Consider the following 19,997-nt stretch of genomic DNA (forward strand, 5'->3'; position numbering starts at 1 on the left):
CGCATGCGAGACGAGTACGCCCTTCGGACGCCCCGTCGACCCCGAGGTGTAGATCACGTACGCCGGGTGCCGCGACAGCACGTCCGCATCGGCAGGTACGGCACTGCTGTCGCGGTCCGCGACTGGTTCTTGCGTGCTCATCGGGGCAGAGCTTATCCCCAAGGGGTTCGGCCCGGTCCGAGCGGATCGGCCCCCGTGCGAGGCAGGGGCCGACGGATCAGCGGTCGCGCTTCTCCTTGATCTTCGCGGCCTTGCCGCGGAGGTCACGCAGGTAGTACAGCTTGGCGCGGCGGACCGCACCACGGGTGACGACCTCGATCTTCTCGACGACCGGGGTGTGCACCGGGAAGGTGCGCTCCACGCCGACGTTGAAGCTGACCTTGCGGACAGTGAAGGTCTCGCCGACGCCCGAGCCGTGGCGGCGGATGACAACACCCTGGAAGACCTGGACACGGGAGCGGTTGCCCTCGATGACCCGGACGTGAACCTTCAGGGTGTCACCGGCGCGGAAGGCCGGGATGTCGCTGCGCAGCGAAGCCGCGTCGACAGCAGCGAGCTTGTTGCTCATGATGCTCTCCATCACAGACGCCACGGGCCGCCTGCGGAATTTCGTCACAATGGGGTTTGCTGCGGGCCGTACCGGCGGGCGGCGCACCCCCCGTGGCGAGGGCGCCGTGCCATCAGCTCCTACGGGAGGAGCCCAACGACAGACAACAGCCGCCTATTCTTCCACAGCATCGGCCGCAGGCCTAAATCGGCCGAGCTGCTCGTCCCAGAGCAGCCCGAGGATGCTCAGCGCCTCCCGGTCCTTCTTGTCGAAGGCCCCGTTCTGCCAGCGGGCGACCAGGTCGGGACGGTTGGCCAGCGTGCGGGCGAAGGCCTGCTCGCGGCGCCACCGGGCGATCTTGCCGTGGTGGCCGCTCAGCAGGATCTCCGGCACCTCACGCCCGCGCCACTCGGCCGGCTTGGTGTACACCGGCCCCTCCAGCAGGTCGGCCATCGCGCCGGGAGCGAACGAGTCGTCCTGGTGGGACTCGGCGTTGCCCAGCACCCCGGGCAGCAGCCGGGCGATCGCCTCGACCATCACCAGCACGGCGACCTCGCCGCCCGCCAGCACGTAGTCGCCGATCGACGCCTCGACCACCGGCATCCGGGTGGCCGCCTCCTCGATCACCCGCCGGTCGATCCCCTCGTACCGGGCCGGCGCGAAGACCAGCCAGGGCTGGTCCGACAGCTCCTGCGCCAGCGCCTGGGTGAAGGGCCGCCCGCTCGGGGTCGGCACCACCAGGGTCGGTACGGCGCCCTCCGCCCCGGCGGCGAGGCTGCCCTCGGCGAGCACCGAGTCCAGCGCGGCCCCCCAGGGCTCCGGCTTCATGACCATGCCGGGCCCTCCGCCGTACGGGGTGTCGTCCACCGTCCGGTGCACGTCCGTGGTCCAGCTGCGGAGGTCGTGCAGGTGCACGTCCAGCTGGCCACGCGCCCGCGCCTTGCCGACCAGCGAGACGTTCAGCGGCTCCAGGTACTCCGGGAAGATCGTGACGACGTCGATCCGCATCTCACTCACGCGTCGTCGCCCTCGTCGCCCTCGTCGCCCTCGTCGTCCGCACCGGAGCCCGCACCAGCGCCCGCACCGGAGCCCGCACCAGCGCCCGCACCGGAGCCCGCACCAGCGCCCTCAGAGCCGTCCGCGGAGGCATCCTCGGAGGAGTCCGACTCCCGGACGACCTCGGCCTGCTCCGGATCGATCAGCCCCGGCGGCGGGTCGATCACCGCGCGCTGGTTCTCCAGGTCGATGGTCGGGACGATCCGCTCGACGAACGGCACCAGCACCTCGGCGCCGTCCGGCCGCTTCACGTTGAGCAGGTCCTGGTACGGCAGGTGGATGACCTCGGTGAGCTCGCCCACCAGGGTGCCGTCGAGCAGCACGACGTCCAGCCCGATCAGCTGGTGGTCGTAGTACTCGTCCGGGTCCTCCGGGCTCTCCTCCGGGTCGACCTCGGCGATCAGGATGGTGCCGCGCAGCGCCTCGGCGGCGTTGCGGTCCTTGACCCCGGCGAAACGCAGCAGCAGTCGCCCGCTGTGCACCTTGCCGGACTCGACGGTCAGCGGCCCCGCCGACGCGGGGTCGGTGAGCACCACCGCACCGGGCCCGAGCCGCAGCTCCGGCTCATCGGTACGGACCTCGACGCTGACGTCCCCCTTGATGCCGTGGGCACGGCCGATCTTGCCGACGACGAGCTGCACGCTGATCGCTCTCCTGAGGTTGCGCTGTGAACGAAGAGATAGGAACGAAAAGACAGGAACGAAGAGATAGGAACGTAGAGATGTGAACGAGGAAGAGAAGAGGTGGAACGAGAAAAGGCCGGTCAGGACGACAAGCGTCCCGACCGGCCCCAAGACTGACTGCTGTGCGTCAGCGAATGCTGTCCACGTCGACCAGGTCGACCCGGACGTTGCGACCGCCGAGGGCGCCGACCACGGTGCGCAGTGCGCGCGCCGTACGGCCGCCCCGGCCGATCACCTTGCCGAGGTCATCGGGGTGCACGCGCACCTCGATGGTGTTACCCCGACGCAGGTTGCGCGAGCGCACCTGCACCTCGTCGGGGTGCTCGACGATGCCCTTCACCAGATGGTCGAGGGCGTCCTCGATCACGATCAGGCCTCGGTGGTCTCGGCGTCAGCCTCGACCTTGTCCGACTTCTTGGCCTTCGGGGTGATGGCAACACCGGTGGTGCTGTCCTCGAAGCCGGCGACGGCCTTCGCGAAGAGGTGGCTGAAGTCGGTGACCTTCGGCTCGGCGACCTTCAGCGGCTCCGGAGCCGGGAGGCCCTTGAACTTCTGCCAGTCACCGGTGAGCTTGAGGATGGCGAGCACCGGCTCGGTCGGCTGGGCGCCGACGGACAGCCAGTACTGGGCGCGCTCGGTGTCGACCTCGATCTTCGAGGGGTTGTAGGTCGGCTGGTAGATGCCGATCTCCTCGATCGCGCGGCCGTCACGCTTGGTGCGCGAGTCGGCGACGACGATGCGGTAGTGCGGGGAGCGAATCTTGCCGAGACGCTTGAGCTTGATCTTGACTGCCACGGGAGTGGATTCTCCTGGTGTTGACGTGGGTGAGCAGCCACCATCATCGCGTGGGGTTGCGAGAGGGGCCGTTCAAGGGACACGCCAGCCGTAGGAGAGAGGGGTCCTGCTCGGCTGCCGAGTACTCAGCTGTCCATTCTGCCATACCCGGGCCGGTCACCCTGACCGCACCCCGTCAGCACAGAAATTCCACCTCGAAGCCGCACCACCGAGCCGGCACAGCGAAGCCGCACCCCCAGTGGCAACGGGCCCGCCCCGGCCGGGCCCGCGCCACAGTTGACCGTCAGGCGATCCGGAACGGCTGCTGGCAGGCACCGCAGACGATCGACGCCTGCGCGAGCACCGACGGCACCACTCGGACGTTGCGCCCGCAACCGCAGACCGCCTTCACCCGGACGCCGCCCCCGGAGGAGCCGTGCCGGGCAGCCGGGCCGCGGAACGCGCGGTGCGTCCCCTCGCCCGCGACGGCGAGCTGGTGGGCGCCCAGCGCCCGGTCGAGCCGCTCGATCGTCGGGGCGTACCGCTCCTGCGTCTCCGAGAGCATGGTCACCTGGGAGAAGCCGCTGCTCGCGTGCGGCTCGATCGGGTGCGCCAGGCCGAGCTCGGTGGCCAGCAGCAGGAAGCGACGGTTGTGGTACCGGCCGGCCCGCGAGGTGTCGCGGATGTCACGCGCGGCGGCCAGACCGTGGGCGGCCTCGTGCAGCAGTCGCTCGAAGCCGAGCTGCGTACCGCAGGCCGAGGAGGACTCACCGATCAGCGCCTCGGGAGAGGCGAGGTCCGGCAGGTCCTGGTGATGGGCCTGGATGTCGCTCCAGGCGGCGGCCAGTTCGGCCGCGAGAACGAGAGGCTGTGTCGTGCTCACGCTATGCCAACGATGGAGTGAGAGCCGATGTTCCGCGTGTTCCGGTCCGCCGGGAATTCCCAGCGAACTCTCAGGATTGGACAACCGTGCGCGAATTGCGCTCCTCGTATCTGACGCAAGACCAACCCCCTGCAACTCTGGGCCCGGCGATTCTCGCCGACCTCTCGGCACCGCCCCGGGACGTGTCCGGCTCCCACGGCGAACGGCCCGCAGCCGTGTCGGAATTGACAGGGCCACGGGCCGTACACCGTACCGCTAGTTCAGCGGGACCGGGAGTTGACTGGTCAGTAGTCTCGCCTGGATGCCGATATCCGGTAGAACAATCAGCCTATGAGTAGTCAGGTGCTCGACTTTCGGACTGTTACGACAACATCAGGTCGGGAACACGGACCTGGCTCCCGGAGGAAGACTCAGTAGGCACGCGCGACGATCGCGACGTTGCCCTCCTGGTCGTCCGTCGCCGGCACCGAGCCGTCGGCGGCCACGATGCAGCGCACCGAGACGCTCTGCTCGGCCAGCTTGGCCTCGCCCTCCGGGCCCAGCTCGGCCCAGGAGATCCGGCCCCAGCCGGTCTGCGCGGCCTCGACGGCCTCCTCGATCGTCTTGACCTCGACCGTGCGGGCCTCGCGGCGCTCGCGGGACTGGCGCAGCAGCAGCGCCTGGTCCTCCTCGAGGATGCCCGGCAGCAGCGCGGCCAGACCGTCGATGGAGACCGGCTCCTTGCCGCCGGGGATGCGGCGGGCCAGCATCGCGGTGCCGTTCTCCAGGTCGCGCGGGCCGACCTCGATGCGCAGCGGCACGCCCTTGAGCTCCCAGTCCACGGCACGGCGGCCGAACGGGGTGTCGGTGCGGTCGTCGACCACCACACGGATGCCGGCGGCCTCCAGCTGGGCGCCGATCTCGCGGACCTTGGCGATCACCGCGTCATCGCCCTTGATGGCGAGCACGACGGCCTGCACCGGCGCCAGGCGCGGCGGCACCCGGAGGCCGTTGTCGTCACCGTGGGACATGATCAGGCCGCCGACCATACGGGTCGAGACGCCCCAGGAGGTCTGCCAGACGTACTCGCGCTCGGCACCGGCCAGCTGGTAGGTGGTGTTGAACGCCTTGGCGAAGTTCTGGCCGAGCTCGTGGCTGGTGCCCATCTGCAGGGCCTTGCCGTCGCCCATCATGCCCTCGAGCGTGAGGGTGTTGATGGCGCCCGCGAAGCGCTCCTTCGCGGTCTTGCGGCCGAGCACCACGTCGATGCCCAGGACGTTGGTCATGAAGTCGCCGTAGACGGCGGTGTGGATGTGCGAGGCGTAGTCGCGGGCGTCCTCGTAGGTGGCGTGGGCCGTGTGGCCCTCCTGCCAGAGGAACTCGGTGGTGCGCAGGAAGACGCGGGGACGCAGCTCCCAGCGGACCACGTTGGCCCACTGGTTGATCAGCAGGGGCAGGTCGCGGTGGCTCTGCACCCACTTGGAGAAGTACTCGTTGATGATCGTCTCGGAGGTGGGCCGGACGACGACCGGCTCCTCGAGCTCCTTGCCGCCACCGTGGGTGACCACCGCGAGCTCGGGGGCGAAGCCCTCGACGTGCTCCGCCTCCTTGGTCAGGTAGGACTGCGGGATGAACATCGGGAAGTAGGCGTTCTGGGCGCCGGACTTCTTGATCCGCGCGTCCATCTCCTGCTGCATCCGCTCCCACAGGCCGTAGCCGTACGGTCGGATGACCATGGTGCCGCGCACCGGACCGTTGTCGGCCAGCTCGGCCTTGTTGATCAGATCCTGGTACCAGCGCGGGAAGTCTTCCGCCTGGGGAGTGAGAACGGGTGCCTTAGCCATGGGGGAGATGGTACGGGGCACGGGGCTCGGACCGTGAATCAGTTATGCCCCCCGAACGGCACGGGGGCGCACGCCGGGCGCGCCCGGGGACTCCCGGCACACCTCTGGACGGCGGCGCCGGGCCACTGTTCGCTTGAGGTGGGGCGGAACATCTGGGGGGTACCGGAGGCGAAGGTCCACGGACCGGATGGGAGGCCGCGATGGCTTCAGTGCAGGTGCCCGGTACGACCGCGCAGCGACCCCGCGCACAGGGCGGCGGTGCCACGCTCGGCTGGGCGCGCGACTGGGCGGAGATCCAGGAGCGCATGCTGGTGCCGCTCTACCAGGCGGTTCACGAGCGGATGGAGGTCGGCCCCGCGACCAGTCTGCTCGGCCTCGGCTGCCGGTCCGGCCTCGCCCTGCTGCTCGCCCGCGAGCGCGGCGCGCAGGTCTCCGGGATCGAGCCGGACACCGAGCTGCGGGAGCTGGCGCAGGGTCGCGGGCTGCTGGTGACGGCGGGCGGGTACGAGGCGCCGGGGCTCCGACGGGCTACCGCGCTCCCCCGCTCGGCCCATTCGCTGGTCACGGTTTTCGACCGCCTGCCGGGTGCGCAGGCCCCGGGCCGACTGGTGGCCGAGGCGGCGCGGGCGACGCTGCGCGGCGGAGCGGTGGTGCTGGCCTCCTGGGGACCGCCGGAGCGCTGCGAAAGCGCCACCGTGCTGGAGGTCGCGCAGCGGCGCGGCTCCTCGGTGACACCGTTCGCGCTGAGCCGCCCCGGCACGCTGGAGGAGCTGGCCGTCGGGGCCGGGCTGCGCCCGGCCGGCGGCGGTCTGGTGAGCTGTCCGTTCGCCTACCCCGAGTTGGAGAGCGCCGTGCGCGGCATGCTCTCGACCGGGCTGTACCGGGCGGCCGTGGCCGACTCCGGCGCGGCGCTGGTGGTCAAGGAGCTGGAGGAGGCGCTTCACCCGTACGTGCGAGCCGACGGCACGGTGCGGATGGCCAACGTCTTCCGCTACGTGGTCGCGGACAACGCCTGACGGCTGATGCCCGCCGCGCGGTAGGCGGCCTCCTCGTCCAGCGTCTCGGCCTCGAGCAGGGCGGCGGTGAGCGCGTCGAGCCGGTCGCGGTGTTCGGTGAGCAGGCGGACGGCGTCCTCGTAGCACTCGGCGACGATCCGCCTGGTCTCCTCGTCCACCGCGTCCAGCGTGGTGGGGGCGGCGGAGAGCCCGTACGCGCCCTGGGTGTCGTTCGGGACGGCGGTCAGCCGGCCGACCCGTTCGCTCATGCCCCAGCGGCCGGCCATGCTGCGGGCGATGTTGGTGACCTGCTCCAGGTCGCTCTCCGCGCCGGTGGTGATGACGCCGTAGACCACCTGCTCGGCGGCCATCCCGCCCAGCGCGCCGATGATCCGGCCGCGCAGGTAGGGCTCGGTGTACGAGTAGCGGTCGGTGTCCGGGGTGGAGAGCGTGACGCCCAGGGCCCGGCCGCGCGGCACGATGGTGATCTTGCGGACCGGGTCGGCGCCCGGCTGCAGCATGCCGAGCAGGGCGTGCCCGCTCTCGTGGTACGCGGTGCGCTCGCGCTCGGACTGCGGCATCACCAGCGGCCGGACGGCCCCGAGCTGGACCTTCTCCAGCGCGTCCGAGAGGTCTTCCTGGCCCACCGCGTCCTGCTCGCGCTTGACCGCCAGCAGGGCCGCCTCGTTGACCAGGTTGGCGAGGTCCGCGCCGGTCATGCCCGGGGTGACCTTGGCGAGCTGGCCGAGGTCGGCGTCCTTGCCCAGCGGCACCGTCCGGGTGTGGATCTGCAGGATGGCCTGGCGGCCGTCCCGGTCCGGCGGGCTGACGGTGATCCGGCGATCGAAGCGGCCGGGGCGCAGCAGAGCCGGGTCGAGGATCTCGGCGCGGTTGGTGGCCGCGATCACGATGACGCCCTCGGAGCCGGAGAAGCCGTCCATCTCGGTGAGGATCTGGTTGAGCGTCTGCTCGCGCTCGTCGTGGCCGCCCATGCCGCCACCACCGCCGCGCTGGCGGCCGATGGTGTCGATCTCGTCGATGAAGATGATCGCGGGGGCCACCTTGCGGGCCTCGGCGAAGAGTTCGCGGACCCGGCTGGCGCCCACGCCGACGATCATCTCGATGAACTCGGAGGCCGAGGCGGAGAAGAACGGCACGTCCGCCTCCCCCGCCACCGCCCGGGCCAGCAGTGTCTTGCCGGTGCCGGGCGGGCCGGCCAGCAGCACGCCGCGCGGCATCTTGGCGCCGAGCTTGCGGTAGACCTGGGGGCGCTTCAGGAAGTCGACCACCTCGGTCAGTTCGGCCTCGACCTCGTCGATGCCGGCCACGTCGGCGAAGGTGGTCCGCTTGCCCTCCTCGGGCACCACCGGCTTGGGCGGGGCCTTGCGCCCGAGCGGGCTGCCGCCCAGGCCGCCCGACATCCGGCGGGCGATCAGCACCCAGACGAAGATCAGCAGCAGCATCGGGGCCAGCGAGATCAGCAGGTTGGCCAGGAAGCTCCGCTGCTGAACCACCGGTTCGGCGGTGACCTCGACGTTCTGCTGCTGGAGTGTGGTCCAGAGGTTGTCGTTGACGAAGGTCGGGCGCTGGGTGGTGAAGTCCTTGTAGGTGCCCTTGCCGCCGTCCGGCTTGGGGGCGGCGGCCTTCAAGGAGCCCTCGATGGCGTCACCCTTGGAGTAGATCTTGGTGATGTTGCCCTTGCCGAGTTGGCTGTTGAACTCGGTGTACGAGACCGTGGTGGACCCGCCGTTGCCGAAGAAGCTCAGCAGCGCATCGGAGATCAGGAAGACCGCGAGCGCCGTGAGCACCAGCCCGGCCAAGCCGCCGGGCATCTTGCGGCGCGGCGGAGGCGGCGGTGGCGCACCCTCGGACCGCCAGGGCTGGTCGGGGGTCTGACGAGGCGGTACAGGAGTGGTCACCTGTCGGACAATACGGACAACTCCGACCCTGATCCACACGCAACGCCGCCCGCCGGACCAGCCCTACAGCGGCTGCCACTCCTCGGCCGTCAGGGCGAAGCGCTCGTGGTCGCGCCAGGCTCCCTGCAGGAACAGCATCCGGGGCGTGAAGCCCTCGTGCCGGAAGCCCAGGCGCTTGGCCATCGCGATCGAGCGCTCGTTCTCCGGCTGTACGTTGATCTCCAGCCGGTGCAGACCGAGGCCGCCCACCTCCGGATCGGCGAAGCAGCGGTCCACCACCAGCCGCATGCCCGCCGACATCAAGCCCTTGCCCACGTAGGGGACGTAGGAGTCGTAGCCGAGCGCGCCGTTGCGGAAACGGCCCATCACGATGTTGGCCACGTTGCACTTGCCGACCAGGCCGCCGGCCTCGGCCTCGAAGATCAGGAAGGTCCGCAGCTGCGGGCCCTGCCGGTTCAGCAGGTCGGTCAGACCGTCCGGCTCGACCGGGTTCCACCGCCCGATGTGCTCGGCGGACCGCCGGACCGCCGCCGCGTACAGGGCCTTGTCGTCGGGCCTCGGCGCCCGGATCGTCACTCGCACCTCACCATCATCGGGTGTGCGACAGCCCGGCGAAAGCCGGTAAAAACCGGTGAACGGCCGGTGGCCCGCCCCTGGAACGGGGACGGGCCACCGGCGAGGAACGGCAGGACTACAGCAGGTCCTTGAACTCCTTGGGCAGCTCGAAGTCGGCCGGGCCCTTGCCCGCGCCGAGCCCGAACGCGCCGCCCGGGGCGGCCGGGGCGGCCGGGGCGTCGGCGCCCGGGCCGAGTGCGCGCCGCTCGGCGGCGGCCTGCTCCTCCTGGGCCCGCTTGAGCGGGTTGCCGGACTTGCGCTTGCCCTTGGCCTGCGGGGCCTTCTTGGCGGACTTCTTGCCGCCACCGCCCATGCCCGGGATCCCCGGCATGCCGGGGATGCCCTTGCCGGAGGCCATCGCGGTCATCATCTTGCGGGCGTCGAAGAACCGCTCGACCAGGTTGTTGACCTCGCCGACGCCGGTGCCCGAACCCTTGGCGATGCGCAGGCGGCGCGAGCCGTTGATGATCTTCGGATCGGTCCGCTCGGCCGGGGTCATCGACTTGATGATGGCGCCGACGCGGTTGACGTCCTTGTCGTCGATGCTGTTGATCTGGTCCCGGATCTGGCCCATGCCCGGCAGCATGCCGAGCAGCTTGGAGATCGAGCCCATCTTCTGGACCTGCTCCAGCTGCGACAGGAAGTCGTCGAGGGTGAAGTCCTTGCCGCCGCCCTGGAGCTTGGCGGCCATCTTCTCGGCCTCGGCCTGCGAGAAGGTCTGCTCGGCCTTCTCGATCAGCGACAGCATGTCGCCCATGCCGAGGATGCGCGAGGCCATCCGGTCCGGGTGGAAGGCGTCGAAGTCGTCGACCTTCTCGCCGTTGGAGGCGAACATGATCTGACGGCCGGTCACGTGCGCGACCGACAGCGCCGCACCACCGCGGGCGTCACCGTCGAGCTTGGAGAGCACCACACCGGTGAAGTCGACGCCCTCGAGGAAGGCCTGCGCGGTGGTGACCGCGTCCTGGCCGATCATCGCGTCGAGGACGAAGAGCACCTCGTCCGGGTCGACCGCGGCGCGGATGTCCGCGGCCTGCTGCATCAGCTCGGCGTCGATGCCGAGGCGCCCGGCGGTGTCGACGATGACGATGTCGTGCTGCTTCTGCTTCGCGTACTCGATCGAGTCGCGGGCGACCTGGACCGGGTCGCCGACGCCGTTGCCCGGCTGGGGGCCGTAGAAGGCCACGCCCGCACGCTCGGCGACCACACCGAGCTGGGTGACGGCGTTGGGGCGCTGGAGATCGCAGGCGACCAGCAGCGGGGTGTGCTTCTGCTGCTTCAGCCAGTGGCCGAGCTTGCCCGCCAGGGTGGTCTTACCGGCACCCTGCAGACCGGCGAGCATGATCACTGTCGGACCGGTCTTGGCGTACCGGAGCCGGCGGGTCTCGCCACCGAGGATGTTGATGAGCTCCTCGTTGACGATCTTGACGATCTGCTGCGCCGGGTTGAGCGCGGCGGAGACCTCCGCCGTCAGGGCGCGGTCCTTGACCTGCTTGATGAAGGCGCGCACGACGGGCAGCGCGACGTCCGCCTCGAGCAGGGCGATCCGGATCTCGCGACAGGTCGCGTCGATGTCCGCCTCACTGAGGCGGCCCTTGCCCCGGAGGTTCTTGAACGTCGCTGCCAGACGATCGGAGAGAGTGTCGAACACGTCGGTCGCGGTCCCTTGTGGCTTCGGTACGGGTACGGTCGTCGCCCACCAGGGTATCCGGCCGCCCGGGAACCGGACTCCACCCGGTCACCACCGACTCCGCGCACCGGCCGCGACCTGGGCTTCAGTGCAGGCTGAGCCGGCCCTCGGACCAGCGGACGTAGCCGCCCTCGGTGTACGCGAGCGCCAGCGCGGCCTGCTCCAGCGACAGCTCCCTGGCCGTCCGGCCCTGCTCGTCCTGGATCAGCAGCAGGCCGGCGTAGAGGGTCGCCGCGGCCGCCGCGACGCCGTACCGGTGGGCCTGGTCGGCCGAGGCCGCCGCGCAGATCCGGCGCAGCGGGGCTCCCTGGCCCGGCGGGCCGAACAGCAGTTCGGCCACCAGTGCCCGGCCGTCCGCCGCGCCCGCCGCCAGGGCGGCCCGGCCGAGCCCCCGGCCGGACTGCGCGAGCAGCGCTTCGGCGGCCTCGGCCGCGTTCTCGGCCAGCGCCTGCTGGACGAACCGGTCGGCGCGGATCGCCGGGGTGATCAGCCGTCCCGCGAACACCGTGGCCCTGACGGCGGCCAGCACCAGCCCGACCTCGCCCAGCCCGTCGAACTCCGCCGCCGCCTGGCAGTACTGCTCCCGCAGCACCGCGGAGGCCGCCAGGTGCACCGCCGCCTTCCGCCGCCGGGTCGGGGCGGAGCTGCGCAGCAGCCAGGCGTCCTCGGTGACGATGTCGGTCTCCTCCCCCGCCGGCCGCCCCAGCTCCCGAACGGCGCCGAGCAGCCCGAGCTCGCGCTCCAGCGCGGCCTCGTCGGCGTGGTTGCGGGGAGTCGGCACAGGCGTCATGAAGTCTTCTCCTTCGGAGAACTCGGGGGCCTTCGGAGAACTCGGGGCCGTCGGCAGGGCCAGGGGCCCTCGGCAGGACCAGGGGCGGGCTTGGCGGGTCAGATCTGGCTGGGCGCGTCGTCCAGGTCGTCGAAGCCGTCGTCGAGGATGAAGTTGCGGAAGGTCCGGACCTCGACGCCCCACTCCTCCAGCGCGACGCGCTTCATCGAGGCGAGCATCTCCCGCTCCTGCCCCGTCAGGTTGGTGTCCGCGAGGGCGGCCGCCGGGTTGCTCGTGAGCATCTGGCGGAACTCGGTGTCGGACGCGGCACGGCCGAGCACGGCCTCGACCCGGGCCTTGGACTCGGCGCTGAGCATGGGGACTTCTGCCATGGGACTGCCTCCTGGGGCGTCGGGGGCCGCACCAACCGTGGACCAGCTGGCCGCTCCGCCACTGTGCCGGGGCCGGTCAACCTGGTCAAGACCGATTGCCAAACCTGACACAGACCAAAGTGCCAGCTCAGCACGGTAGTTGGCGATCCATGTCAACCGGCCGGCCGCACCCCTGACGCATCCGGGGCCGGAGCTTGTCAGCTCCCGCCCGCTCCCCCGCCGCGGGGGTTACGGTCGGTAGGACGCCCTGCTGCCAGCTCTCGGACGATCCTGAGGACGGCTCCGATGCACCGCTCACCCCGCCCGCTCCCGGCCGCCCGCGCGCTGCCGGAGATCGACTGGCCGTAACCCCCACCCCCTCAACGGCCCGGCGTACCTTGCCAGTTTTGGCACAGTTGGTAGGGTGACGCCGATCCGCAGGCCCATGGGGGTAGTCACGTGTCACCGCAGCAACCGGACTTCGGCACCCGACTGCGCGCGCTCCGCACCGGACTCGGCCTGTCCCAGCAGCAGTTGGCCGGCACCGGGATGTCCACCGGCTACCTCTCCCGGCTCGAGTCCGGCGCCCGGCCACCGACCGCACGGGCCGCCGAGTACCTGGCCGAACGGCTCGGCGTCCCCCTCGCCACCCTGCGCGGCTCGCACAGCGACCCCCTCGCCCAGGCGCTCGCCCTGGCCACCGCCACCGAGGACCCGGCCCGCGCCCGCACCCTCCTCGACCAGGCGCTCACCACCCACCCCGACGGCGAACCCGCCCTGCGCTGGCAGGCCCTGCGGATGCTCGCCGCCCTCCAGCAGTCCGCGGGCGACCGCACCGCCGAGGCCGCCACCCTGGCCGAACTCACCACCCTCGCCGAACAGCTCGGCGCCCCCGAACTGGCCGCCCACTCGCACCTCCAGCTGGCCCGCTGCCGCCGCGCCCTCGGCCAGGCCGCCGAGGCCCACGCTAGCGCCACCACCGCCTTCACCCTCGCCACCGAGCACCAGCTGCCGGCCGGCGAACTGCACGGCGCCCTCCTGGTGCTCGTCTCCACCGAGACCGCCCTCGGCCGGCTGGCCGAAGCCCGGCTCCACGCCGACGAGTTGGAGCTGCGCACCGCCGAGGCCGCCGCCACACCGCGGGCCGAAGCACTGTGGACCAGCGCGCACGTACGGCTGCGCCAGGGCGACCACCCCGGTGCGGCGGACCGGCTCGACCAGGCGCTGGCCCTGCTCGACAGCCGGGAGAACCCCCTGCTCTGGCTACGCCTGCGGCTGGCCGCCGCCTCGCTCAGCCTGCAGATGTCCCCGCGGCGGCCAGCGGAGGCCGAACGCTGCCTGGCCGAGGCGGCGCCCGCCGTCGAGCTGATCGGGGCCGAGGTGCACCGGCAGGAGCACACCCTGCTGCGGGCCCGGCTCGCCGTCCAGCAGGGCCGCACGGCGGAGGCGGTCCAGCTGTGCGGCCAACTGCACGACGACGGACTGCTGTTGGCCCGCCAGGACGTGCTGACCCTCCGGACGGTCCGCGGCCAGCTCGACATCCTCGCCGGCCACCGCGAGGCGGGCGTCGCCGCCCTGGAGGAGCTCGCCGCTGAGGCCCACCTGGCCGGCGGCGACGTCAACACCTCGATGGAAATCTGGCGCAGCCTGGCGGAAACCCTCGCCCGAACGTAAACCCCCTCAGGGGCGCGGGGAACTGCGCTGCCAACCACGCACGGCCTGCGGCCTCCCGCAGTGGCCCGGTTGCACTACCCAGGGGCGCGAGGAACTGCACGAGGGCGGAAGGTACCGGCCTGCGGCCTACCGCTTCGCGCAGTTCCCCGCGCCCCTGAATAGTGCAGCCCCTGGGTGGTGCAGCCCCTGGGTGGCGCGACCCCTAGATGCCTGCCTGTACGGCTGCGGCCACCTCCCGGGCGGCCTCCGGGGTCAGCGGCCGACCGTCGGCGTCCGTGAGGTAGAACGCGTCGACCGCCTCCGCACCCAGCGTGGAGACGTGGGCCGTACGGACCCGGACGCCCGCCGTGTCGAGGGCGCGGCCGATGCGGTGCAGCAGGCCGGGAGCGTCGTGGGCCCGGACCTCCAGGATGGTCGCCGAGGAGGAGGACGCCCCGGGCGCGACCGTGACCACCGGCGGCGGGGTGGGGATGCCGCGGCGCCGCGGCGCCGCGGCATCGCGCTCGGCGAGCTTGCGCGCCACGTCCAGCGAGCCGTCCAGCGCCCGCCGCAGGTCGGCCCGCAGCCGGGCCGCCTCCGGCAGCTCGCCGTACTCGGCCGCCACCGTCCAGGAGAGCAGCAGCACCGGCCCGGCCCCGACCGGGTCCAGCTCCCGCAGCCCGGCGGCCCGGACGGTGAGCCGGTGCAGGGCGAGCACCCCGGCCACGGTGCCGAGCAGGCCCGGCTGGTCCGGGATGGCCAGGGTCAGTGAGACGCCCATCGGCTCGGGCCGCTCCGGGTCGGCGGCGGCCGCCGCGTGCGCGAGCAGCGAGAGCGCGGGGGCGCCGGTGGCGGCGGCCTCGACGGCGAGCCGCTCCTGCTCGGCGGTCGGCTCGCCGTCGGCCAGGCGGCCGCCGGACCACCCGGCGGCCACGCACCCCAGCTGGGCGGCGGCCCGGTCGACCAGGCCCTCCACCAGCGAGGCCCGCCAACTGCTCCAGGCAGCCGGGCCGGTGGCGGTGGCGTCCGCCTCGGTGAGGGCGTGCAGCAGCTCCAGGTGCGGCAGGGCGCCGACCGTCCGGGTGATCAGGGCGACCGTCGCCGGGTCGTCCGGGTCCCGTCTGGTCGCGGTGTCGACCAGCGTCAGGTGGTGCCGGACCAGCAGGGCCAGGGTCTCGGTGTCGTCCTTGTCGAAGCCCATCCGCACGGCCACGTCCCGGACGATCACCTCGCCCGCCTCCGAGTGGTCCCCCGGCCAGCCCTTGCCGATGTCGTGCAGCAGGGCGGCGACCAGCAGCAAGTCCGGCCGGGCCACCCGGCGGGTCATCGCGGCGGCCTTGACCGCCGTCTCGACCAGGTGGCGGTCGACCGTCCAGCGGTGCACGGCGTTGCGCTGCGGCCGGCAGCGCACCCGCTCCCAGTCCGGCAGCAGCCGGGTGATCAGGCCTTCGGCCTCGTACGCCTCCCAGACCGGTACGGCGGCCTCGCCCGCGCCGAGCAGGGTGACCAACTGCTCGCGGGCCTCGTCCGGCCAGGGCACCGGCAGCGGGCGGGTCTCGGCGGCCAGCCGGCGGACGGTGGCGTGGCTGACCGTCAGCCCGGCCTGGGCCGCCGCGGCGGCGGCCCGCAGCGGGAGCACCGGGTCCTGCGCCGGGCGGGCGGTCTGGGCCAGCACGGCCTCGCCGTCCTGCTCGACCACGCCCTCGGCCAGCGGGCGGCGCTCCACCACGCCCCGGCCCGCCGCGGCCCGGCCGTTGCCCAGGAACGGCAGCCGGCGGCGCCCCCGGCCGCGCGCGGCCAGCACCCGGCCGACGGCCCGCCAGGTGACGTCCCCCGCGTAGCTGATGGTGCGGGCGGCCTCGTAGACCTGGCGGAGCAGGATGTCGGCATCCAGCAGGCCGAGTTCGGCGGCCACCTGGTCCTGGTCGTGCAGGCCGAGGCGTTCGGTGGCCCGGCCGGTGGTCAGGTGCAGCGCGTCGCGGACGTCGGCCAGCCGGGCCGCGGCCTCCTCCAGGCCGTCCCGGGGGGCGTCGGCCAGCCAGGTGGCCGCGATGGCGTTCAGGGCGGCGACGTCGCGCAGGCCGCCCTTGGCCTCCTTGAGGTCGGGCTCGAGGAGGAAGGAGAGCTCGCCGTGCCGCTCGGCCCGCTCGGAGCAGAGCTCGCGCAGCTCGGGCAGCCGGCCGGGCGCGCCCTCCCGCCAGTCGGCCAGCACGGCCGAGCGCAGCCGGGCGGTGAGTTCGGCGTCCCCGGCCAGGTGGCGGGCGTCAAGGAGGCCCAGCTGCGCCTTGAGGTCCTCCCCCGCGACGGCCCGGGCCTCGGCGAGGGTGCGGACCGAGTGGTCGAGCGCGGCGCCGCCGTCCCAGACGGGGTACCAGATCCGCTCGGGCAGCTCGCGGTCGATCCGCCCCTCGTGCAGCAGCAGCACGTCCAGGTCGCTGCGCGGCGACAGCTCGCCCCGGCCGTAGCCCCCGACAGCCACCAGCGCGGTGCCGGGCGGGGCCCCGGCGGCGGCGTACAGCCCGGCCAGCCAGCCGTCGGCCAGCCCGGCCAGCGCCCGGCGGCGTTCGGCACCGGCCCGGCCGGGCTCGGCGAGCAGCCTGTCCCGGGCCACGGCGAAGTCCGAGCCGCTGGAGGGGCCGGTGGAGTGGGTCTCGGTGGTCACTGAGGTTTCCCCGTCCGTCGTACGTGCCGGTGTGGCCGGATACGCCTTCGGCGGGCCGGTGACGAATCGTCACCGGCCCGCCGGGGCCGAACTCAAGAACGTGTCACAGGGCGTCGGGGCCGCGCTCGCCGGTGCGGACCCGGACGGCGGTCTCGACGGGTACGCTCCAGACCTTGCCGTCGCCGATCTTGCCGGTCCGGGCGGCCTTCACCAGGGTGTCGATGGTCTCCTCGGCGAGGTCGTCCTCGACCAGCACCTCGATCCGGCACTTGGGGACCAGGTCGACGGTGTACTCGGCGCCCCGGTAGACCTCGGTGTGGCCGCGCTGGCGGCCGTACCCGCTCGCCTCGGTGACGGTCAGACCCTGGACCCCGGCGGCCTGCAGGGCGGTCTTCACCTCGTCCAGGCGGTGCGGCTTGATGATGGCGGTGATGAGCTTCATCAGGCGTCGACCTCGGTCTTCTCGGCGATCTTGGTGGCAACGGGCTTGGTGGTACCGGCGCTGACGGCGCGGGCCAGGCTGGCGCCGACGGCGCTGAAATCGTAGGCGGACTCGGCGTGCTCGGCCTGGTCGATGCCGGCCAGCTCGACGTCCTCGGCGACCCGGAAGCCGATCGTGCGGTCGATCGCCTTGGCGAGCACCCAGGAGAGGACGAAGGAGTAGACGGCGACCACGGCCACGCCCATCGCCTGCTTGCCCAGCTGCCCGAACCCGCCGCCGTAGAAGAGGCCCTGGGCGGTCTGGCCGACGTGGCCGGTGGCGAAGAAGCCGATCAGCAGCGAGCCGATCGCCCCGCCGACGGCGTGCACGCCCACCACGTCGAGCGAGTCGTCGAAGCCCAGGCGGTACTTGAGGCTGATCGCGGCGGCGCAGACGGCCCCGGCGATCAGGCCGATCGCGATCGCGCCGAGCAGGCTGACCGAGCCGCAGGCCGGGGTGATGGCGACCAGACCGGCCACCGCGCCGGAGGCGGCGCCGAGCGTGGTGAACGCGCCGTGCTTGATCTTCTCGTAGGCCAGCCAGCCGAGCATGGCGGCGGCGGTGGCGACCTGGGTGTTCATGAAGGCCATGCCCGCGACACCGTTGGCGGCCAGCGCCGAGCCCGCGTTGAAGCCGAACCAGCCGAACCACAGCAGCCCGGAGCCGAGCATCACCAGAGGCAGGCTGTGCGGCCGCATCGGGTCCTTCTTGAAGCCGATCCGCTTGCCGAGCACCAGGCAGAGCGCCAGACCGGCGACCCCGGCGTTGATGTGCACAGCCGTACCGCCGGCGAAGTCGATCACGCCGTTGCGGTCACCGAGCCAGCCGCCGTTGCCGTTGTCGAAGAAGAACACCCAGTGCGCGACCGGGAAGTAGACGATGGTCACCCAGAGCGCCACGAACAGGCCCCAGGCGGCGAACTTGGCCCGGTCGGCGATCGCGCCGCTGATCAGGGCGGGGGTGATGACCGCGAACATCAGCTGGAAGGCGGAGAAGGCGGTGGTGGGGATGGTGCCGGTCAGGTCGTTCATCCCGATGCCGCGCATCCCGAGGAAGTCGAGGTTGCCGATCAGGCCGGCCCCGGCGTCCGGCCCGAAGGCCAGCGTGTAGCCGTAGAGCACCCAGAGGACGCTGACGATGCCGAGCGAGATGAAGCTCATCACCAGCATGTTGAGTGCGCTCTTGACCCGGACCATGCCCCCGTAGAAGAAGGCCAGACCCGGGGTCATCAACATGACCAGGGCTGCACTGATGAACACAAAGGCGGTGTCGCCCGCGCTGAAGCCGTCCGGCATCGGCGTCTCCTCGTGAATTCAGGCCGCTCCGTCCGCTGGAATCCTGTCCCGTGCAATCCGGCGGTGTCGGCGTTGAAGAGGAGAGTGCCGAAGATGGGTTTCGGCCAGTGCGGCCCGATGTTTCACGACCGTGACGAGGGTGGCGAAGGCGTTACGGCGGCGTGAACTCGCCACGCCGCCGCTCCGGGTGGGCTACCGTACGTCACCCTCCGCGTTAGCCCGCAGGGACGAACTCCGGAATGTCCTCGACCACCCGGTCGGCCAACCGGCTGACTTCGGCCACGCCCCGGAAGTCCCGGCTGGCCGCCGCCGAGGTCTTGCGCACCCGGCTGTTGAGCCGCTCGGAGCGCACCTTGGTGGCGATGTCCACGGCCTGCTCGGCCATCCGGGCGGCCTCCATCGGCTCGTTCTGCAGCAGGTGGACGCTGGCCATCCCGATCAGGTTGAACGCGTAGGTGCGGACGTGGTCCGGGTCCTGCCGGAAGAGGTCGACGGCGCGCTCCATCAGGGGGGCGGACATCGAGGCGAAGAGCGCGCTGCCGGGCGCGTTGTAGGCGAGGTCGCGGTAGGAGTGGGCGTTCTCCGCGTTGAGCTCGGCCTCGGAGAAGAACCGCAGCCAGTCCGGGTCGCTGTCGCCGTCCCGGCAGTCGCTGAAGGTGTCCTCCGCCATCCGGACCGCCCGGGCGCAGCGGGTGGCCTCCCCGATGGTGGCGTAGGCGCGGGCCTCCATCGCGTACAGCAGAGCCTGCTGGCGGGGGGTGGCGGTGTCGCGGCTGCCGTACTGGGCCAGGTGGATGAGCTCGAGTGCGTCGTCGCCCCGGTCCAGGTGGATCATCTGGCGGCTCATGTCGGTGAGGATGAGCGCGCCGAACGGCCGGTCTCCCGCCTCCTTGGCCGCGTGCAGCGCGAGGACGTAGTACTTCTGCGCACTCGGGTGCATGCCGACGTCGTACGACATCCAGCCCGCCAGGTGGGCCAGCTCGGCGGTGAGGCGGAACAGGCGCTTGGTGGTCGCCTCGGGGTACGTCTCCTGCAGCAGGTCCGTGACTTCGTGCAGTTGGCCGACGACGGCCTTGCGGCGCAGGCCGCCGCCGTTCTGCGCGTCCCACTGGCGGAACATCTTGGTGGTCTGCTCGAGAAGCTCCAGCTCGGGCTCGGAGAGCCGGCCGGTGTACGGCTCCCCGCCGTTGGCGGCGGCCAGGATGGGCATCGGCGCGCCGGACGGGCCGGGGGTGAGCCAGCGCTGCATCGGCTCGATCAGCGCGGCCCCGGCGGTCAGGGCCAGCGACGTACCGAGGAATCCCCGACGGTTGAGCATCAGGTCGCTGCGCGAGTACTCGCTGATCAGCTGGACGGTCTGCGGGGCGCTCCACGGCAGGTCGACCCCGCCGCCCACGGTGGAGACCGGCACGATGGTGCGCAGCCCCAAGTCCTCCACCGAGACCACGGAGCCGAAGCGCTCGGAGAACAGCTCCGACATGATGCGTGGGATCGGCTCGCGCGGCTGCTCGCCGTCCAGCCAGCGGCGCACCCGGGAGGTGTCGGTGCTGACGTGGTGGGCGCCGATCTGGCGGGCCCGACGGTTGACCTGACGGGCCAACTCACCCTTGGACCAGCCGCTGCGGCCGAACCAGGTGGTCAGCTTCTCGTTCGGTTGCTTCTCTGCCATGGGAACCGCCCCATCCCGCCCGGCCCCACTGCGCGAGGCCCTCTCGTCCCGATCCGCCACTGCGTTCCGTAGCCCGAACGTAACGCCCCGTCCGCCGTCCGGGGGAGCGATG

General features: G+C 72.0%; 19 protein-coding genes. 2 read left to right on the forward strand and 17 right to left on the reverse strand.

Features of this window, described 5'->3' with window-relative positions; translation table 11 throughout:
- The 8 genes from ABT095_RS29940 to proS form a co-directional block, all read right to left on the reverse strand.
- On the reverse strand, positions 1–303 hold a 303-nt coding region (locus ABT095_RS29940), incomplete at its 3' end, for an AMP-binding protein (RefSeq protein ID WP_350532681.1).
- The gene (rplS, locus tag ABT095_RS29945) at positions 218–568 is read right to left on the reverse strand and encodes a 50S ribosomal protein L19 (protein WP_104818470.1); all 351 of its coding nucleotides are present in this window, start codon (positions 566–568) and stop codon (positions 218–220) included. The genes rplS and ABT095_RS29940, both read right to left, overlap by 86 nt.
- Positions 569–721: 153 nt before the next feature.
- The gene (gene trmD / locus ABT095_RS29950) at positions 722–1,555 is read right to left on the reverse strand and encodes a tRNA (guanosine(37)-N1)-methyltransferase TrmD (protein WP_350532733.1); all 834 of its coding nucleotides are present in this window, start codon (positions 1,553–1,555) and stop codon (positions 722–724) included.
- A gap of 5 nt (positions 1,556–1,560) precedes the next feature.
- The gene (gene rimM, locus ABT095_RS29955; protein ID WP_350532682.1) at positions 1,561–2,244 is read right to left on the reverse strand and encodes a ribosome maturation factor RimM; all 684 of its coding nucleotides are present in this window, start codon (positions 2,242–2,244) and stop codon (positions 1,561–1,563) included.
- Positions 2,245–2,413: 169 nt separating this feature from the next.
- Positions 2,414–2,653: an RNA-binding protein gene (locus tag ABT095_RS29960; RefSeq protein WP_030306741.1), complete on the reverse strand. Its 240-nt coding sequence runs from the start codon at positions 2,651–2,653 to the stop codon at positions 2,414–2,416.
- A gap of 2 nt (positions 2,654–2,655) precedes the next feature.
- On the reverse strand, positions 2,656–3,081 hold the full coding sequence (gene rpsP / locus ABT095_RS29965) for a 30S ribosomal protein S16 (RefSeq protein ID WP_104818468.1): 426 nt from the start codon (positions 3,079–3,081) through the stop codon (positions 2,656–2,658).
- 283 nt (positions 3,082–3,364) lie between these two features.
- The gene (locus ABT095_RS29970; RefSeq protein ID WP_104818467.1) at positions 3,365–3,943 is read right to left on the reverse strand and encodes a hypothetical protein; all 579 of its coding nucleotides are present in this window, start codon (positions 3,941–3,943) and stop codon (positions 3,365–3,367) included.
- 410 nt (positions 3,944–4,353) lie between these two features.
- Entirely contained in the window at positions 4,354–5,766 is a 1,413-nt protein-coding gene (proS, locus tag ABT095_RS29975) for a proline--tRNA ligase (protein WP_350532683.1), read from the reverse strand.
- 200 nt (positions 5,767–5,966) lie between these two features.
- Between proS and ABT095_RS29980 the strand changes: the two genes are divergently transcribed.
- Positions 5,967–6,782, forward strand: coding sequence for a class I SAM-dependent methyltransferase (locus ABT095_RS29980; RefSeq protein WP_350532684.1), 816 nt, complete (start codon positions 5,967–5,969; stop codon positions 6,780–6,782).
- Here the strand turns inward: ABT095_RS29980 and ftsH are convergent.
- The 5 genes from ftsH to ABT095_RS30005 form a co-directional block, all read right to left on the reverse strand.
- Positions 6,758–8,680: an ATP-dependent zinc metalloprotease FtsH gene (gene ftsH / locus ABT095_RS29985; protein ID WP_350532685.1), complete on the reverse strand. Its 1,923-nt coding sequence runs from the start codon at positions 8,678–8,680 to the stop codon at positions 6,758–6,760. The genes ABT095_RS29980 and ftsH overlap by 25 nt on opposite strands.
- 63 nt (positions 8,681–8,743) lie before the next feature.
- A complete protein-coding gene (locus ABT095_RS29990) occupies positions 8,744–9,262 on the reverse strand; it encodes a GNAT family N-acetyltransferase (RefSeq protein ID WP_350532686.1) in 519 nt (172 codons plus the stop codon).
- Positions 9,263–9,371: 109 nt separating this feature from the next.
- Positions 9,372–10,946, reverse strand: coding sequence for a signal recognition particle protein (gene ffh, locus ABT095_RS29995; RefSeq protein ID WP_350532687.1), 1,575 nt, complete (start codon positions 10,944–10,946; stop codon positions 9,372–9,374).
- A gap of 124 nt (positions 10,947–11,070) precedes the next feature.
- A complete protein-coding gene (locus ABT095_RS30000) occupies positions 11,071–11,775 on the reverse strand; it encodes a hypothetical protein (protein WP_350532688.1) in 705 nt (234 codons plus the stop codon).
- Positions 11,776–11,873: 98 nt separating this feature from the next.
- Positions 11,874–12,146, reverse strand: coding sequence for an Os1348 family NHLP clan protein (locus ABT095_RS30005; RefSeq protein WP_350532689.1), 273 nt, complete (start codon positions 12,144–12,146; stop codon positions 11,874–11,876).
- Positions 12,147–12,584: 438 nt separating this feature from the next.
- Here ABT095_RS30005 and ABT095_RS30010 point away from each other — a divergent pair, with 438 nt between their 5' ends.
- Complete coding sequence (locus tag ABT095_RS30010) at positions 12,585–13,799, forward strand: helix-turn-helix domain-containing protein (protein WP_350532690.1); 1,215 nt, start codon at positions 12,585–12,587, stop codon at positions 13,797–13,799.
- A 202-nt stretch (positions 13,800–14,001) separates the two neighbouring features.
- On the opposite strand, the gene ABT095_RS30015 is transcribed toward ABT095_RS30010, so the two are convergent.
- From ABT095_RS30015 to nsdA, 4 genes are all read right to left on the reverse strand, one after another.
- Positions 14,002–16,440 carry a [protein-PII] uridylyltransferase gene (locus ABT095_RS30015; RefSeq protein WP_350532691.1) on the reverse strand — a complete coding sequence of 813 codons (2,439 nt, stop codon included), beginning with the start codon at positions 16,438–16,440 and terminating at the stop codon, positions 14,002–14,004.
- 103 nt (positions 16,441–16,543) lie between these two features.
- Positions 16,544–16,882: a P-II family nitrogen regulator gene (locus ABT095_RS30020; RefSeq protein WP_350532692.1), complete on the reverse strand. Its 339-nt coding sequence runs from the start codon at positions 16,880–16,882 to the stop codon at positions 16,544–16,546.
- Positions 16,882–18,216 carry an ammonium transporter gene (locus tag ABT095_RS30025; protein WP_350532693.1) on the reverse strand — a complete coding sequence of 445 codons (1,335 nt, stop codon included), beginning with the start codon at positions 18,214–18,216 and terminating at the stop codon, positions 16,882–16,884. Before ABT095_RS30025 ends, ABT095_RS30020 begins: the two co-directional genes overlap by 1 nt.
- A 214-nt stretch (positions 18,217–18,430) precedes the next feature.
- On the reverse strand, positions 18,431–19,885 hold the full coding sequence (gene nsdA / locus ABT095_RS30030) for a transcriptional repressor NsdA (RefSeq protein ID WP_350532694.1): 1,455 nt from the start codon (positions 19,883–19,885) through the stop codon (positions 18,431–18,433).
- Between the last annotated feature and the right edge of the window lie 112 nt (positions 19,886–19,997).

This window comes from Kitasatospora sp. NPDC002227 (assembly GCF_040296285.1).
Lineage (GTDB): Bacteria > Actinomycetota > Actinomycetes > Streptomycetales > Streptomycetaceae > Kitasatospora.